The sequence below is a fragment of the Paraburkholderia sp. GV068 genome (assembly GCF_003058125.1).
GTDB classification, from domain to species: domain Bacteria; phylum Pseudomonadota; class Gammaproteobacteria; order Burkholderiales; family Burkholderiaceae; genus Paraburkholderia; species Paraburkholderia graminis.
Map to the genome: position 1 here is coordinate 1 of NZ_QBUB01000028.1, position 14,529 is coordinate 14,529.

Genomic DNA, 14,529 nt, shown 5'->3' on the forward strand with positions numbered 1-14,529 from the left:
GCTGCATGGGTGTCGGTTTCCTGAGCATGACGCCCATTAAACGACAAAGCCCGGCGCGTGGCCAGGCTTTGGGGGGTACTTTGTCAGCAGTCTGAGGGCAGTCCGTTGCGGACTGCCCTTTTTACGTTCTACGTTCTACCAGCGGATTCGGCACGGGCGCTACTACCCGCGCACCGCTTGCGCTCAACCGCCTTCGTCGTCCTGCTGCTCGCTGTCGTCGGCGGGCTGTTTCGGCGGAGGCGGCCGCTTGCCGATGACCACGTCGACATCCAGCTCGCGGTTCTTGCGCACCAGATGCACCTTGGCGGCCGTGCCCGGCTTGATCTGCGCGATCACGTTCAGCAGGCGCGTGGTGTCGGTGATTTCCTGACCGTTGACGCTCATCAGGATGTCGCCTGGCTTGATGCCCGCGCGGTCGGCGGGACCGTTCTTCAGCACGCCCGCGACGATCGCGCCCGACTTCTGGTCGAGCCCGAACGACTCGGCGATTTCCGGCGTCACGTCTTGCGGCTCGACGCCGATCCAGCCGCGCGTGACCGAACCCGTCGTGATGATGCTTTCGAGCACGCTGCGCGCAGTCGACACCGGAATCGCGAAGCCGATGCCGAGCGAGCCGCCCGAGCGCGAGTAAATAGCGGTGTTGATGCCGAGCAGATTGCCGTTCACGTCGACGAGCGCGCCACCCGAGTTGCCGGGATTGATCGCCGCATCGGTCTGGATGAAGTTTTCGAACGTATTGATGCCGAGATGATTGCGGCCGAGCGCGCTGACAATGCCCATCGTGACCGTCTGCCCGACGCCGAACGGATTGCCGATGGCCAGCACCACGTCGCCCACGCGCGTCTGCTCCATGCGGCCGAGGGTGATGGTGGGCAGGTTGGTCATGTTGACCTTGAGCACGGCCAGATCCGTTTCCGGATCGATGCCGATCACCTTGGCGTTCGTGGTGCGTCCGTCGGCGAGCGCGATTTCAATCTGATCCGCACCGTCGACGACGTGCTGGTTCGTTAGAATGTACCCTTCCGAACTCACGATCACCCCGGAGCCCAGGTTCGCGGCCGGTTGTTCGCGCTGCCTGCGATTGTTCTTGTCGCCGAAGAAGTAGCGGAACAGCGGGTCTTTCGCGCGCGGGTCCGGCGGCAGTGAGCCATCTTTGCTGGAAAAGACGTTTACGACCGCGGGCATGGCCTTTTGCGCGGCGTCGGCATAAGACGCCGTTGCGGGCCCGCTGCCCATGCCAGGCGCGACTTCGCGCAGTGCGACGATCGGTTCGGCAAGTTGCTTGCCGAATTGCCCTTGACGCTGAAGCCACTGCGGTTTGAGGGTCGCGATGATGAACATCAGCGCCAACAGCACAGTCACCGCTTGGGCAAAGAACAGCCAGAAGCGTCTAAGCATCTGAAGACTAGAGGTTTATATGGATCGGATCGAACTTGAATTGTACTTGAACAATCTCCTTGAAACCGCGCGGTTCAAGGACTATTGCCCGAACGGTCTGCAAGTCGAAGGGCGCCGCAAGATCGGCAAACTCGCGACCGGCGTGACCGCGTCAGTTGCGTTTCTCGAAGCCGCGCTCGATTGGGGCGCGGACGCCGTGCTGGTCCATCACGGCTACTTCTGGCGCAACGAGGCGCCGCAGATCACCGGCCGCAAATACGGGCGCCTGAAACTGCTGCTCGCCAACGACCTGAACCTGTTCGCCTATCACCTGCCGCTCGACGACCATCCCGAGTTCGGCAACAACGCGCAGATCGGTGCGAAGATGGGCTGGATCAGCGACGCGCGTTTCGGCGAGAACGACCTCGGCTGGCTCGCCACCTTCGCAATGCCGATCACGCTCGCGCACTTCACCGCCGAGATCGAGCAGACGCTCGGCCGCACGCCGCTCGTGTTCGGCGACCCGGATCGCAGTCTGCGCCGCGTGGCGTGGTGCACGGGCGCCGCGCAAGGCATGTTCGACGCGGCGATCAACGCCGGCGCCGACGTCTATCTGACGGGCGAGGTGTCGGAGTCGGTCATGCACACGTCGGCAGAAAGCGGCGTAGCGTTTCTCGCGGCCGGCCATCATGCGACCGAGCGCTTCGGCGTGCAGGCGGTGGGCAAGCATCTGTCGGAGCAGTTCGACATCGAGCATCTCTTTATCGATATTCCGAATCCCGTTTGAGTCGTTGAAATATCAAATGGGCATTAGCGAAGCAAAAGGCACGAATAACGGAGGGGACACTTAAAAGCTGCTGCAAAAAAGTTTGTGATGCGTACGGAGAAACCCTGAGTTATCAAGGGCTTCGCACGGTTTTTGGCAATCGGCCCTTGTAAATGGCGACTCCATTCGAGCAAACTAGCGGCGGTAGAAGCGACGTGAAGGAACAATCCAACTCAGAAGTGGGGCGTGTAATGCGAGACAAGGAAGATGAACGCGTCGACGGCAGCCGCCGTACCTGGCTGATAGCGACGACCGTAGCAGGTGGCATTGGAGGCGTTGCCACTGTCGTACCCTTTGTTAGTTCGTTTGCACCATCTGAAAAGGCCAAGGCAGCAGGAGCCCCGGTCGAAGTCGACATCAGCGATCTCAAGCCCGGCGACATGAAGACCGTGGCCTGGCGCGGCAAGCCCGTGTGGATCATCAACCGCACCGAGAAGATGCTCGCCGACGTCAAGAAGGCCGACAACGAAGTCGCCGATCCCGCGAGCAAGAATCCCTTTTCGTTGCCGCTGCCGGAGTACTGCAACAACGAATTCCGTTCACGCGCCGACCACAAGAACGTTTTTGTCGCCGTCGCCGTGTGCACCCATCTGGGCTGCACGCCGACGCCGCGCTTCCAGGAGGGCGCGCAGCCCAATCTTCCGGACGACTGGCCTGGCGGCTTCCTGTGCCCGTGCCACGGCTCGACCTATGACATGGCCGGCCGCGTCTTCAAGAACAAACCTGCGCCGCAGAACCTCGACATCCCGCCTTATATGTTCACGTCGGCCAATGGGCTCGTGATCGGCAAGGACGAGAAAGGAGAAGCGTAATGGCGATCGAACACGAAGTGGAGACGGCCGGGCTCGTCGGCTGGATCGACCGGCGCTTTCCGTTCACGTCCACCTGGAAGAAGCACGTCTCCGAATACTACGCACCGAAGAACTTCAACTTCTGGTACTTCTTCGGCTCGCTCGCGCTGCTCGTGCTGGTGAACCAGATCGTCACCGGCATCTTCCTCACGATGAACTACAAGCCCGACGCGACGCTCGCGTTCGGCTCGGTCGAGTACATCATGCGCGAGGTGCCGTGGGGCTGGCTGATCCGCTACATGCACTCAACGGGCGCGTCGATGTTCTTCGTCGTCGTGTATCTGCATATGTTCCGCGGGCTGATGTACGGCTCGTATCGCAAGCCGCGCGAGCTCGTGTGGATCTTCGGCTGCGCGATCTTTCTGTGCCTGATGGCCGAGGCGTTCTTCGGTTACCTGCTGCCGTGGGGCCAGATGTCGTTCTGGGGCGCGCAGGTGATCGTGAACCTGTTCTCGGCGATTCCGTTCATCGGGCCGGACCTGTCGCTGTGGATTCGCGGCGACTACGTGGTGTCCGACGTGACGCTGAACCGCTTCTTCGCGTTTCACGTGATCGCGATTCCGCTGGTGCTGCTCGGGCTGGTCGTCGCGCATCTGGTCGCGCTGCACGAAGTCGGCTCGAACAACCCGGACGGCATCGAGATCAAGGCGAAGAAGGACCCGGACGGCATTCCGCTCGACGGCATTCCGTTCCACCCGTACTACTCAGTGCACGATTTCTACGGCGTGTGCATCTTCCTGATGATCTTCGCGGCGATCATCTTCTTCGCGCCTGAAATGGGTGGCTACTTCCTCGAAGCGAACAACTTCGTGCCGGCCAACCCGCTGCAGACGCCGCCGGAAATCGCGCCGGTCTGGTACTTCACGGCCTTCTACGCGATGCTGCGCGCCACGACCGATCCGTTCAAGATCGTCCTGATGATCGTGATCGCGCTGCTCGGCCTGCTTGCGTTGGTGCGCGCGCGCGGCAAGTGGAAGCTCGGCCTGCCGGTGCTCGCCGTGCTCGTGATTCTGGCCATGGCGTTCACCGAATCGAAGTTCTGGGGCGTCGTGGTGATGGGCGGCGCGGTGGTTTCGCTGTTCTTCCTGCCTTGGCTCGACCGCTCGCCGGTGAAGTCGATCCGTTACCGGCCGTTCTTCCACAAGGTGTTCTACGGGATTTTCGTGCTCGCTTTCCTGACGTTGGCGTTCCTCGGCACCAAACCGCCGTCGCCGGTCGCTACGTTGATTGCGCAGGTGTGCGCGCTGATCTACTTCGCGTTTTTCCTCGGCATGCCGTTCTGGACGCGGCTTGGCACGTTCAGGCAGCCGCCTGAGCGCGTGCGCTACAAGCCCCACTAATCGAGAGCGAGGAGAACACGAAGATGAAAAAACTGCTTTCGACGTGCGCGCTGATCGGCGCGACACTGCTCGCGGTGCTGAGCGGCCCGGCGTATGCGGACGAGAATGTTCATCTCGACCGCGCGCCGGATAACGCAGACAATTTCGCTTCTTTGCAGCACGGCGCGCAATTGTTTGTAAACTACTGCCTGAATTGCCACAGCGCGAACCTGATGCGCTACAACCGGCTGACCGACCTCGGCATCGCGCCGAGCGAAATCCAGTCGAACCTGCTTTTCACCACCGACAAAATCGGCAACACGATGACCGTCGCCATGCGCCCGGACGACGCGAAAGCGTGGTTCGGCGCGAGTCCGCCGGATTTGTCGGTGGAAGCGCGGGCGCGCGGCAAGGACTGGCTGTACACGTATCTGCGCAGTTTTTATCGCGACAATACGCGGCCGACCGGCTGGAATAATCTGGTGTATGAAAACGTGAGCATGCCTCACGTGCTGTGGCAGCTTCAGGGGCAACGTACTGCGAAATTCGGTGACGAAGTCGACGAAAAAACGGGCGAGACGGTGCACAAATTTGTGGGCTTCCAGCAGGTCACGCCGGGGACGATGTCGCCGGTAGATTATGATTCTGCTGTGGCCGACCTTGTGTCGTATATGTCCTGGATGTCCGAGCCGACTCAGAAAACCCGCAAGCAGCTTGGCGTGTGGGTGCTGCTGTTCCTCGGTATTCTGAGCTTTTTCGCCTGGCGACTGAACGCCGCGTACTGGAAACATATCAAATAATCACGCCGCTATACGGCGTGGGGCCGGCGCCAGGAAAAACCTGCTGAACGGTTTTTCCGCGCGCTGGCCTTTCAGCTTTTTGAGGAAACGTAAATCATGATGGTTCTGTATTCCGGCACAACTTGCCCGTTCTCCCAGCGCTGCCGGCTGGTGTTGTTCGAAAAGGGCATGGACTTCGAGATCCGCGACGTCGACCTGTTTAACAAGCCGGAAGACATCGCCGTGATGAATCCGTATGGTCAAGTGCCGATTCTCGTCGAACGGGACCTGATTCTGTACGAATCGAACATCATCAACGAGTATATCGACGAGCGCTTCCCGCACCCGCAGCTCATGCCGGCCGATCCGGTCCAGCGTGCGCGCGCGCGCCTGTTCCTGCTGAACTTCGAGAAAGAGCTGTTCGTCCACGTCGGCACGCTCGAGAACGAAAAGGGCAAGGCTGCGGAGAAGAACCACGAGAAGGCGCGCCTCGCGATTCGCGACCGTCTGACGCAACTCGCGCCGATCTTCCTGAAGAACAAGTACATGCTCGGCGAAGAGTTTTCGATGCTCGACGTCGCCATTGCGCCGCTCTTGTGGCGTCTGGATCACTACGGCATCGAACTGTCGAAGAACGCGGCGCCGCTCATGAAGTACGCCGAGCGCATTTTCAGCCGTCCGGCTTATATCGAGGCGCTGACGCCGTCGGAAAAGGTGATGCGTCGTTGAGTTTGGCTTTGGGCAAGGGCGCCGCGCGGCCACGCGCGCGCGGTGCCCGCGCCCGGTAAGAGGACTGCTGATGCAAGAGATTTCCACCAAGCCTTATCTGTTGCGCGCGCTGTACGAATGGTGCACGGATAACGGCTACACGCCGCACATTGCAGTGCGCGTCGATAATCAGACGCGTGTGCCGCGGCAGTTTGTGCGCGACAACGAGATCGTGTTGAACATCAGCTTCGAGGCCACGAGCCAACTGCAGATGGGCAACGAGTGGGTCGAGTTCAGCGCCCGTTTCTCCGGCAAGTCGCACAAGATCGAAGTGCCTATCGCCAATATCCTCGCCATCTACGCGCGCGAAAACGGGCAAGGCATGGCGTTCCCGGTCGAGTCGACAGGCGGCGAGGCGCAGGATTCGGGCGCCGACGCCGAAACGGTCGAGCCGTCCACCGCGCCGAGCGTGTCGACTGCGCCGAGCGTGTCGAGCGCGCCGCGTGCGGTCAACAAGGCGCCCGCAGCCGACGATGCCGCCGCCAAAGCCGAGCGCGCGCCGCAGGGCGACCAGCCCGACGACGACGGCTCGAAAGGTGGCGGGAGGGCTCGCCTCAAGATCGTAAAATGAAGTAGAATCACGGCCTCATGCCGGCTTAGCTCATCAGGTAGAGCGCTTGACTTGTAATCATGAGGTGGCGGGTTCGAGTCCTGCAGCCGGCACCAGTTGTGCGAAACGGGGTTTCTGTTCAGTCAGGAACCCCGTTTTTTATTGGCCAATCGGCGCTTTGTCACCGGCTTCGGAACGGGTCGAGGTGAGCGCGGGTGAGGGCTAAAATCGCCATATCTCTTTCACCTTGTCGATGGTGGACAAAACTGTCTACATTCGATGAGGTCTCGCCACCCGCAGCGCGCCGCGACGCGCCTTTCGCAAAACGACCCACTTCATCATGAACAGCCCTGCAAGCATCACCTGGCCGGAAGCCGACGGCCCCCGCACCGCACGTTGGCGCTCCGAAGCGGCGGTGCCGCCGCCGAAACGCGTGATCGTCGCCGACGACCGGACCACCGCGGACTCGGCCTACCGGCTCGCCTGTGAAGGCACCGCGCTGTTGTGGAACGGCGACTTTCAGAACGCGCGCCAATTGCTGCAGGCGGTCACGCGGCGGCTCGAGCGCAAACCGCGCAAGCAGGGTGAGACGCCGCTCGACGCGTTTAATCTGCATCGGCAGACGCAGTCGCAGCGCGCGCGCACGCTCGGCATGATCCTGATTCCGCTCAACGCCGAGTACGCGATTCCGCTGCGCCGCGCGCCCGACGTGCGGCAGGCGTGCATCGAAACGTACGGCCCGCCGACCGATGAGGCGTCGGTCGTGTCGCTGCGCGAGCTGCTCGGCATGATCGGCGCGCACGAGTGGCGCAAGAAGGGCGTGGAGATTCCCGCGCTCGGTGACCGGATTCATCCGCATTACGGCGTCTTTTCGCCGGTGCGCGGTGAATATGTGGATCTCGTCGCGCGCACGCCGTTGCCTTCGCTGAACAAGGCGTTCGACGTTGGCACGGGAACGGGCGTGCTGGCGGCGCTGCTCGCGAAGCGTGGCGTGAAGAAGATCGTCGCGACCGACCAGGACCCGCGAGCGCTTGCATGCGCGCGCGAGAATCTGGCGCGGCTCGGATACGAGCAGCAAGTCGATGTGGTGCAAGCCGATCTGTTTCCGGAAGGGCGCGCGCCGCTCATCGTGTGCAATCCGCCTTGGGTGCCGGCGCGGCCCGCTTCGCCGATCGAATATGCGGTCTACGATCCGGACAGCCGCATGCTGCTCGGTTTCCTCAAGGGCTTGTCGGAACATCTGTCACCGGGCGGCGAGGGCTGGCTGATTCTGTCGGATTTTGCCGAGCATCTCGGATTGCGCACGCGCGAATGGTTGCTTGCCGCGATCGCGGATGCGGGGCTGACGGTGGTGGCGCGCGAGGATATTCGTCCGCGGCATCCCAAGTCGACCGACGAGAGTGACCCGCTGCATAAGGCGCGGATGGTGGAGATGACGTCGCTTTGGCGACTCAAGGCGCGGGGTTGACGATTGCTTGAGGGCGCGGGCTTAGAGGCGCAGTTTGGGGCGGTGGCGGCTGTTTGGCCTATCAGTCGCCTCAATGTCCGACGCCCGACGCCCGTTGGGCGCTACTCCTGCGGAGCGCCCGCCATTTCTGCCGGGCTTCCGCACCCTTCGCCACCGCGGCACTCAGCCGTGCCACACACCTCACGACAACCTGTCCCGCGCTCCAACAAACGCCGCTGCCCCACGCCCCGCCACCAACCCGCTCGCGAAACACGCCGTTAGCAGATAACCGCCCGTCGGCGCTTCCCAATCCAGCATTTCCCCGGCGCAGAAAACGCCCGGCAAACTTTCGATCATCAGATGCCGATCCAGCGCCTCGAACGGAATGCCGCCGGCGCTGCTGATCGCTTCCGCAATTGGCCGTGCGCGCAACAGCCGCACCGGCAGCGCCTTGATTGCGTGCGCGAGACGCGTCGAATCGGCGAAAACGTCCTTCGGCAGAATTTCGTGCAGCAGGGCCAGTTTTACACCGCTAATGCCGACTCTTCCCTGCAGATGGCTCGACATCGAACGTGAGCCGCGCGGCCTCGTCACTTCCGCGATCACCCGCTCGAGAGCCAAGCCCGGCGCCAGGTCCAGCGAGATCGTGAGTTCGCCGTCAGCGAGAATCCGCTCACGAATCGGCGCCGAAAGCGCATAGATCAGACTGCCTTCGAGGCCCGTTTCGGTCAGAAGTATTTCACCTTGTCGATTGTGGACTTTTCCGTCTACATCGGTCAGTGAAATGGCCACGGACTTCACCGGCTGACCGGCGAAACGCTCGCGCAGATAAGGGCTCCAGTCGGCGTCGAAGCCGCAGTTCGCGGGTTGCAGAGCGCGCACATCGACGCCTTGCGAGGTGATGAACGGCACCCACGCCGCGTCGGAGCCGAGCCGCGGCCAGCTTGCACCGCCCAGTGCCAGCACGACGGCGTCGCAGTCGACGAGCCGTTCGCCGTCAGGCGTCTCGAACCGCAAGCCGGCCGCCGCGTGCGCGGACGCGCCGGCTACACCGCCCGTTTGCAAGCCGTTCCAGCCGCTCCACTTGTGCCGCATGTGAAAGCGCACGCCGCCTTCCTTCAACCGATGCAGCCACGCACGCAGCATCGGCGCGGCTTTCATGTCGGTTGGGAACACACGCCCCGAACTGCCGACGAACGTCTCGACGCCAAGATCATGCAGCCAGGCGCGCAACGCGTCGGGACCGAACGCGTCGAAGAGCGGCGCGATCCACGGGCGGCGCGCGCCATAGCGATCGAGAAACGGCTCGAGCGGCTCCGAATGCGTGATGTTCATGCCGCCTTTGCCCGCCATCAGGAATTTGCGGCCGACGGAGGGCATCGCGTCGTAGACGTCGACCTGCACGCCTTCCAGGCAAAGCGCCTCGGCGGCCATCAAGCCGGCGGGTCCGCCGCCGATCACGGCGACCCGGGCGGAATCGAATGAAGATGACATGCGGGCCTGTGGAGAGGGGAAAAGGCGGCGCGCCGCCGCTGTAACTCACGGCTGAAGCCGAACGGCCGCGCAAAGCGCTGACTAGAAAATCAAGCTGCCGTGTCCGCGCTGCGAAGGGCGCTATTTTCACATTGCAGGCGGCCCGGAGCAAACGCGTGCACCGCCGCCACGGACGCCAGAACGCTACATTTCGGCGCGTCGATACCGCAGCACACGTCGGCGCGCCGCTTTGTTATTCAGCATCGCGAACTATAATTTTTGGACACCTTCCATCGGGCGCAATTCGCGTCGTTCCCGCGTCGATTCCACTGATCTTCGTTGCCGCACCGCATGCCGTGGCGTGACGGGTGAGCTGCGGGTTCGCGCCTTACGGCCCGCGTGGAGGTTCACATATATCGATCAAGGAGACTGCCATGACCCGCCATTACATCGACTGCCGGGAGTTCCCGAGCGAAATGAACTGCACGGTCGCGCTATCGGCCGATAACGAGAACGAACTGCTCGACGCGGCCGTACAGCACGCGGTCAGTGTGCACAAGCATGCCGACTCGCCGGAATTGCGCTCGCAATTGAGGACGCTCTTTCACGAAGGCACGCCGCCGGTAGAGGCGCCGCGCATGTGAATCGCGGATTCGAGCGTCGGATCTGAAGTCAGGCACGAGAGAACGAAGCGCCGACTCGCGGGGAGGCGAGCGGCGCTTTGGCCGCTCGCGCGAGTCGCGGCGTGGAACGCGCGTCGTCTGCACACGCGCTGCACGCGCGATTCACGAGCTTTCAGCTCGGATAAGCCTCGTCGACCTTGAGCCCGGCCAGCTTGAAGATCACGCGCAGCGTTTGTGGTTTGATGTCGCGCCGCGAAGCGAGCGTCGTCATCACGAAGTCCAGCACTTTCGCGTACTTGAGAAGCGTCAGGCATGTTTCCATGTCGACGCTGCCGTCGCGCATGACTTCGGCGAGGCGAAGCATTTCCGTCGAGATGTCGCGCGCCATCTCCAGCTCGAGCTGCTGTTTCTCCGTCCAGGCGGGCATGGCGGTGAGCTTCGCCATCATTTCCTGGAACTTCTGTTCGACGTTTCCGTTGGGTACCGTATCCATTGCTGCCTCTTCTATTGTCCGGGCGCGCGTCCAGTTGAGCTCGCGGCGCGCCGTCGGTTACGTAACGTTCGGCCCGTGTTACCGGACCGTCCTCCCCACATGCATTTGGGCCATGCGTTCGTGACGACGGCCGACAGCTTGTTGTTATAGGCACCACGGCTTATGCCTCTGGGACCACGGCGGCGCTGAACGGTTCTGCGAGAATCCGCGTCAGGCGCCAAACGACCCAGGTCGCGCCGGAAAGAGCAGGAAGCGTTCCAGGAACGCAGCGTTTCCTGCAACTTTTGCACGCTCGCCGGTGAAAGGGCCGCCGTTTGGGTAAACTGGCAGCAACTTATGCTCTTTTCCGTCACCTGACGCACGTTCACGCTGCATTTGCCGACGGTCCCCCACGATGTCCAGCAAAACCCACGAAATCCGCCCCAACCAGTCCATCGAGCTGCTCAAGGAACTGCATATCCTGACGCGCGACGGCAAGATGAACCAGGACAGCCGCCGCAAGCTGAAGCAGGTCTACCATCTGTTCCAGTTCATCGAGCCTCTGCTCAAGGACGTGAAGGACCAGAAGGGCGCGGTCACGCTCGTCGACCACGGCGCCGGCAAGTCATATCTAGGTTTTATCCTGTATGACCTGTTCTTCAAGGAGTTTCAGGATGCCGCGGGTGGGGCGTCGCACATTTACGGCATCGAAACGCGCGAAGAACTCGTGACCCGCTCGCAGGAGCTGGCGGCGCGGCTCGGCTTCAAGGGCATGTCGTTTCTGAATCTGTCGGTGGCGGAATCCATTACGTCGGACAAACTGCCGGCGCAAATCGACATTGTCACGGCGCTTCACGCGTGCAATACCGCAACCGACGACGCCATTCGCTTCGCCCTCGAAAAGAAGGCTAAATACATCGTGGTGGTGCCGTGTTGCCAGGCCGAAGTGGCGGGCGTTTTACGTCAAAACAAAAGTAAATCGCTGGGTCACGCATTAACGGAAATCTGGCGGCATCCGTTGCATACGCGCGAATTCGGCAGCCAGATTACCAACGTGCTGCGCTGCCTGCAATTAGAGGCACACGGTTATCAGGTCAGCGTAACCGAACTGGTGGGCTGGGAGCATTCGATGAAAAACGAACTGATCATCGCCCAGTTCAAGGACTTGCCGCGTCGGCGCCCGGCCGAGCGGCTCAGCGAAGTGATGCAGACACTGGGTATCGAGGAACTGAAAGAGCGGTTTTTCGTTTCCGCCTGAATCAGATTTTCATCAATTTATTCCAGCCGGCCAATCCGATTCGCCGCAGTGTTTCCTGATTCCGCTCGTAGATTTGTTCGGCATCGGGAAACGCCTGAACCGCGCGCTCAATACTGTCTTCTCTGAGTAAATGCAGAATCGGATACGGCGCGCGATTCGTGTAATTCTCAATGTCGTCGGGATCGGCGCCTTCGAACTGATACAACGGGTGAAAACTCGCAATCTGGATAATGCCTTCGAGCCGAAGCTGCTTCAGCATTCTTTCGGCGAAGAATAGCGCGTCGTTGTAATCGAGAAAATCGCCTAGCGCTTGAGGCAGGATTAGCAGCGTCGTGTCCACGGTCGCCGGGTCCGCGGCGACTAGCGTGTTCAGTTCGTTTTCCAGATCGGCCAGCACGCCTTCCAGGTTTATCGCATCGCTCACGGCGTAGCGGATTTGCCCTTTCACATGCACGGCCTTGGCGAACGGGCACAAGTTGAGCCCGATGACGGCCTCAGTCAGCCAGTGACGGGTGGCGGCAACGACAGCATCGTGCGATTCGGCGGGCAACGGCATGGCAGGCGGCAAGCGGCGGGAGAGGCAAAGCGCCATTTTAACGGGCGCGCGTGTGTCTGCGTTGCGCCACTGCCGCAAGAAATTGGACCAGCAAACAAAGCCTAAGACGCTGGCTTCGCACCGCAAGCCCCCGCGATCAATAACGCCGCCGCTTTCGGCGCGGCGAGCACCGGCCCCGATCCCGCGCGATACGTCTGGCTCGCCGCGTACACGCCCTCGATCAGCAAAGCGAGCGCGTTCGCCAGCATCTCGGGATCGTCCGCGCCGGCGGCCGTCGCCAGTTCCGTCAGGCGCGCGAGCAGGCGCTCCTTGTTCCGAAACACGAACTGGCGGGCCGCGTGTTCGGTATCGGAAAACTCGACGGCGACGTTCACGAACGGACAGCCGCGATAATCTTCAAGCGACGCCCGCGCCGCGAGGTCGTCGAAATATTGCTGCAACTGCTTCGCCGGCTCGCCGGGATGTTTCGCGAAGCTCTTCTCCACGTAACCGAAGAATTGCGCGTCCTTGCGCTCGAGATAGGCCATCACGAGTTCGTCTTTCGACGAAAATTGGCGGTACAAACTCATCTTGTTCACGCCGGCCCGCTCGACAACCGCATCGACGCCGACCGCCCGCACGCCTTCGCGATAGAAGAGTTCGTCCGCGGCGCGCAGCAAATGCTGCTGCGCTTCGGGGCCGGTCGTCTGCGTTGCGCGCACGCGCCGTGAGGCGGGCACAGTCGCAGCGCGCGAACCGGCTCGTTTGGAGGTATGGCTTTCAGACATGGACGGCCCCTTGATTCAATCGACGCCTTGACATGTTACCGACCGGTAACTAAGATCGCAACACTGATTGTGACTGATCTGTCACAAGTCCCTTACGGAAACCGTAATAGTACGAACACGAACCGTGCGGGCAACTCGAATCCGCGCGATAGGAGAGCCGATGAACTGGGCAGCAAGACTGATAGGCAGGCGTTTTCACTACGGCTGGTTGACGGTCGCGGTGGTGTTTCTGGTGTTGCTCGCGGCCGCCGGCACGCGCGCCACGCCGAGCGTGATGATGGTGCCGCTCGAGCATCAGTTCGGCTGGAGCCGCGCGACGATTTCGCTCGCGATCTCGGTCAACATCGCGCTCTACGGGTTGATGGGGCCGTTCGCGGCGGCGGCCATGCAGCGCTTCGGCGTGCGTCCCACGCTGCTGATCGCGCTCGGCACGATGGCGGCGGGCGTCGCGCTGTCCTCGCTGATGACCCAGCCGTGGCAGATGATCCTCGTCTGGGGCGTGATGGTCGGCGGCTCGACGGGTGTGGCGGCGCTGTCGTTGTCGGCGACTGTGGTGACGCGCTGGTTCACCACGCACCGCGGGCTCGTGATGGGTATTCTCACGGCGAGTTCGGCGACCGGCCAACTCGTGTTCCTGCCGATGCTCGCGGCCATCGCCGAGCATTACGGCTGGCGCCAGGTCGTGTGGGTCGTCGCGGCGGCTGCGGCGATCGTGCTGCCGCTCGTCGCCTTTTTGCTGCCGGAGCGTCCGTCGGATGTCGCGCTGCGTCCCTACGGCGAGCCGCATGACGCACCCGCGGCCGCTACGGCCACGAAGCAGAATCCGCTCGCGATCGCGTTCGGCACGCTTGCCATGGCGAGCAAGACGCGCGATTTCTGGCTGCTGTTCTTCAGCTTCTTCATTTGCGGCGCAAGCACGAACGGCTATGTCGGCACTCACCTGATCGCGATGTGCGGCGATTACGGGATGACCGAAGTGCAGGGCGCGTCGCTGCTGGCCGCGATGGGCATCTTCGATCTGTTCGGCACGACGCTCTCCGGCTGGCTGTCCGACCGCTTCAATAGCCGTGTGCTGCTGTTCTGGTATTACGGGCTGCGCGGCTTGTCGCTGATGTATCTGCCGCACGCCTTTGGCATCGACTTTTTCGGTTTGCCGCTTTTCGCCGTGTTCTACGGGCTCGACTGGATCGCGACCGTGCCGCCGACCGTGCGTCTCGCCACGGACGTCTACGGCAAGGAGGCGGCGCCTGTGGTGTTCGGCTGGGTTGTGGCCGGGCATCAGCTCGGCGCGGCGTTCGCGGCGCTCGGCGCGGGCATGCTGCGCGCGAGCCTCGGCACATACACGGTGGCGTCGATGATTTCGGGCGGTTTGTGTCTCGTGGCCGCGGTCATCGTGTTGCGGATCAACCGGCCCGCCAAGGCGCCGGAGCCGCAGCCGATCTGACGCCACACATGGAGTAACG

Annotated in this window: 15 protein-coding genes and 1 tRNA gene; 11 read left to right on the plus strand and 5 right to left on the minus strand. The window is 62.2% G+C overall.

Annotated features, from left to right (window positions below; translation table 11 throughout):
* Positions 1-183: 183 nt before the first annotated feature.
* The gene (locus C8K18_RS31805) at positions 184-1,398 is read right to left on the minus strand and encodes a Do family serine endopeptidase (protein ID WP_029971284.1); all 1,215 of its coding nucleotides are present in this window, start codon (positions 1,396-1,398) and stop codon (positions 184-186) included.
* A gap of 19 nt (positions 1,399-1,417) precedes the next feature.
* Between C8K18_RS31805 and C8K18_RS31810 the strand changes: the two genes are divergently transcribed.
* From C8K18_RS31810 to C8K18_RS31845, 8 genes are all read left to right on the plus strand, one after another.
* On the plus strand, positions 1,418-2,164 hold the full coding sequence (locus tag C8K18_RS31810; protein ID WP_006052298.1) for a Nif3-like dinuclear metal center hexameric protein: 747 nt from the start codon (positions 1,418-1,420) through the stop codon (positions 2,162-2,164).
* Between the two features lie 230 nt (positions 2,165-2,394).
* Positions 2,395-3,015, plus strand: a complete 621-nt coding sequence (gene petA, locus C8K18_RS31815; protein WP_029971285.1) for a ubiquinol-cytochrome c reductase iron-sulfur subunit — start codon at positions 2,395-2,397, stop codon at positions 3,013-3,015.
* Positions 3,015-4,394 (plus strand): cytochrome bc complex cytochrome b subunit, encoded by a 1,380-nt coding sequence (locus tag C8K18_RS31820; protein ID WP_107710946.1) that lies wholly within the window; start codon positions 3,015-3,017, stop codon positions 4,392-4,394. Before petA ends, C8K18_RS31820 begins: the two co-directional genes overlap by 1 nt.
* A gap of 23 nt (positions 4,395-4,417) precedes the next feature.
* The gene (locus C8K18_RS31825) at positions 4,418-5,173 is read left to right on the plus strand and encodes a cytochrome c1 (RefSeq protein WP_029971286.1); all 756 of its coding nucleotides are present in this window, start codon (positions 4,418-4,420) and stop codon (positions 5,171-5,173) included.
* Between the two features lie 96 nt (positions 5,174-5,269).
* On the plus strand, positions 5,270-5,881 hold the full coding sequence (locus C8K18_RS31830) for a glutathione S-transferase N-terminal domain-containing protein (RefSeq protein WP_006052302.1): 612 nt from the start codon (positions 5,270-5,272) through the stop codon (positions 5,879-5,881).
* A 70-nt stretch (positions 5,882-5,951) separates the two neighbouring features.
* Positions 5,952-6,491, plus strand: coding sequence for a ClpXP protease specificity-enhancing factor (locus C8K18_RS31835; protein ID WP_107710947.1), 540 nt, complete (start codon positions 5,952-5,954; stop codon positions 6,489-6,491).
* 19 nt (positions 6,492-6,510) lie between these two features.
* Positions 6,511-6,586: transfer RNA gene (locus C8K18_RS31840), tRNA-Thr, on the plus strand.
* A gap of 224 nt (positions 6,587-6,810) precedes the next feature.
* Positions 6,811-7,938 carry a class I SAM-dependent methyltransferase gene (locus C8K18_RS31845; protein WP_107710948.1) on the plus strand — a complete coding sequence of 376 codons (1,128 nt, stop codon included), beginning with the start codon at positions 6,811-6,813 and terminating at the stop codon, positions 7,936-7,938.
* A gap of 180 nt (positions 7,939-8,118) precedes the next feature.
* Here the strand turns inward: C8K18_RS31845 and C8K18_RS31850 are convergent, their stop codons facing one another.
* On the minus strand, positions 8,119-9,411 hold the full coding sequence (locus tag C8K18_RS31850) for a TIGR03862 family flavoprotein (protein WP_107710949.1): 1,293 nt from the start codon (positions 9,409-9,411) through the stop codon (positions 8,119-8,121).
* A 413-nt stretch (positions 9,412-9,824) separates the two neighbouring features.
* Between C8K18_RS31850 and C8K18_RS31855 the strand changes: the two genes are divergently transcribed.
* On the plus strand, positions 9,825-10,034 hold the full coding sequence (locus tag C8K18_RS31855; RefSeq protein ID WP_053859095.1) for a DUF1059 domain-containing protein: 210 nt from the start codon (positions 9,825-9,827) through the stop codon (positions 10,032-10,034).
* A gap of 151 nt (positions 10,035-10,185) precedes the next feature.
* Here the strand turns inward: C8K18_RS31855 and C8K18_RS31860 are convergent, their stop codons facing one another.
* The gene (locus C8K18_RS31860) at positions 10,186-10,506 is read right to left on the minus strand and encodes a hypothetical protein (protein WP_006052307.1); all 321 of its coding nucleotides are present in this window, start codon (positions 10,504-10,506) and stop codon (positions 10,186-10,188) included.
* 394 nt (positions 10,507-10,900) lie between these two features.
* On the opposite strand from C8K18_RS31860, the gene C8K18_RS31865 reads away from it, so the two are divergent.
* Entirely contained in the window at positions 10,901-11,743 is an 843-nt protein-coding gene (locus C8K18_RS31865) for an SAM-dependent methyltransferase (RefSeq protein ID WP_053858801.1), read from the plus strand.
* Between the two features lies 1 nt (position 11,744).
* On the opposite strand, the gene C8K18_RS31870 is transcribed toward C8K18_RS31865, so the two are convergent.
* Positions 11,745-12,299 (minus strand): DUF1415 domain-containing protein, encoded by a 555-nt coding sequence (locus tag C8K18_RS31870; protein WP_107710950.1) that lies wholly within the window; start codon positions 12,297-12,299, stop codon positions 11,745-11,747.
* Positions 12,300-12,400: 101 nt separating this feature from the next.
* Positions 12,401-13,066 (minus strand): TetR/AcrR family transcriptional regulator, encoded by a 666-nt coding sequence (locus C8K18_RS31875; RefSeq protein WP_107710951.1) that lies wholly within the window; start codon positions 13,064-13,066, stop codon positions 12,401-12,403.
* Between the two features lie 160 nt (positions 13,067-13,226).
* Here C8K18_RS31875 and C8K18_RS31880 point away from each other — a divergent pair, with 160 nt between their 5' ends.
* Entirely contained in the window at positions 13,227-14,510 is a 1,284-nt protein-coding gene (locus C8K18_RS31880) for an MFS transporter (protein WP_053858798.1), read from the plus strand.
* Positions 14,511-14,529: the final 19 nt, after the last annotated feature.

Bases quoted from the DNA above. Each gene is read 5' to 3' on its own strand.
- C8K18_RS31865 (WP_053858801.1), top strand. From the start codon at position 10,901: ATGTCCAGCAAAACCCACGAAATCCGCCCCAACCAGTCCATCGAGCTG.
- C8K18_RS31855 (WP_053859095.1), top strand. From the start codon at position 9,825: ATGACCCGCCATTACATCGACTGCCGGGAGTTCCCGAGCGAAATGAAC.
- C8K18_RS31880 (WP_053858798.1), top strand. From the start codon at position 13,227: ATGAACTGGGCAGCAAGACTGATAGGCAGGCGTTTTCACTACGGCTGG.
- C8K18_RS31845 (WP_107710948.1), top strand. From the start codon at position 6,811: ATGAACAGCCCTGCAAGCATCACCTGGCCGGAAGCCGACGGCCCCCGC.
- C8K18_RS31805 (WP_029971284.1), bottom strand. From the start codon at position 1,398: ATGCTTAGACGCTTCTGGCTGTTCTTTGCCCAAGCGGTGACTGTGCTG.
- C8K18_RS31860 (WP_006052307.1), bottom strand. From the start codon at position 10,506: ATGGATACGGTACCCAACGGAAACGTCGAACAGAAGTTCCAGGAAATG.
- petA (WP_029971285.1), top strand. From the start codon at position 2,395: ATGCGAGACAAGGAAGATGAACGCGTCGACGGCAGCCGCCGTACCTGG.
- C8K18_RS31830 (WP_006052302.1), top strand. From the start codon at position 5,270: ATGATGGTTCTGTATTCCGGCACAACTTGCCCGTTCTCCCAGCGCTGC.
- C8K18_RS31850 (WP_107710949.1), bottom strand. From the start codon at position 9,411: ATGTCATCTTCATTCGATTCCGCCCGGGTCGCCGTGATCGGCGGCGGA.
- C8K18_RS31875 (WP_107710951.1), bottom strand. From the start codon at position 13,066: ATGTCTGAAAGCCATACCTCCAAACGAGCCGGTTCGCGCGCTGCGACT.
- C8K18_RS31870 (WP_107710950.1), bottom strand. From the start codon at position 12,299: ATGCCGTTGCCCGCCGAATCGCACGATGCTGTCGTTGCCGCCACCCGT.
- C8K18_RS31835 (WP_107710947.1), top strand. From the start codon at position 5,952: ATGCAAGAGATTTCCACCAAGCCTTATCTGTTGCGCGCGCTGTACGAA.
- C8K18_RS31820 (WP_107710946.1), top strand. From the start codon at position 3,015: ATGGCGATCGAACACGAAGTGGAGACGGCCGGGCTCGTCGGCTGGATC.
- C8K18_RS31810 (WP_006052298.1), top strand. From the start codon at position 1,418: ATGGATCGGATCGAACTTGAATTGTACTTGAACAATCTCCTTGAAACC.
- C8K18_RS31825 (WP_029971286.1), top strand. From the start codon at position 4,418: ATGAAAAAACTGCTTTCGACGTGCGCGCTGATCGGCGCGACACTGCTC.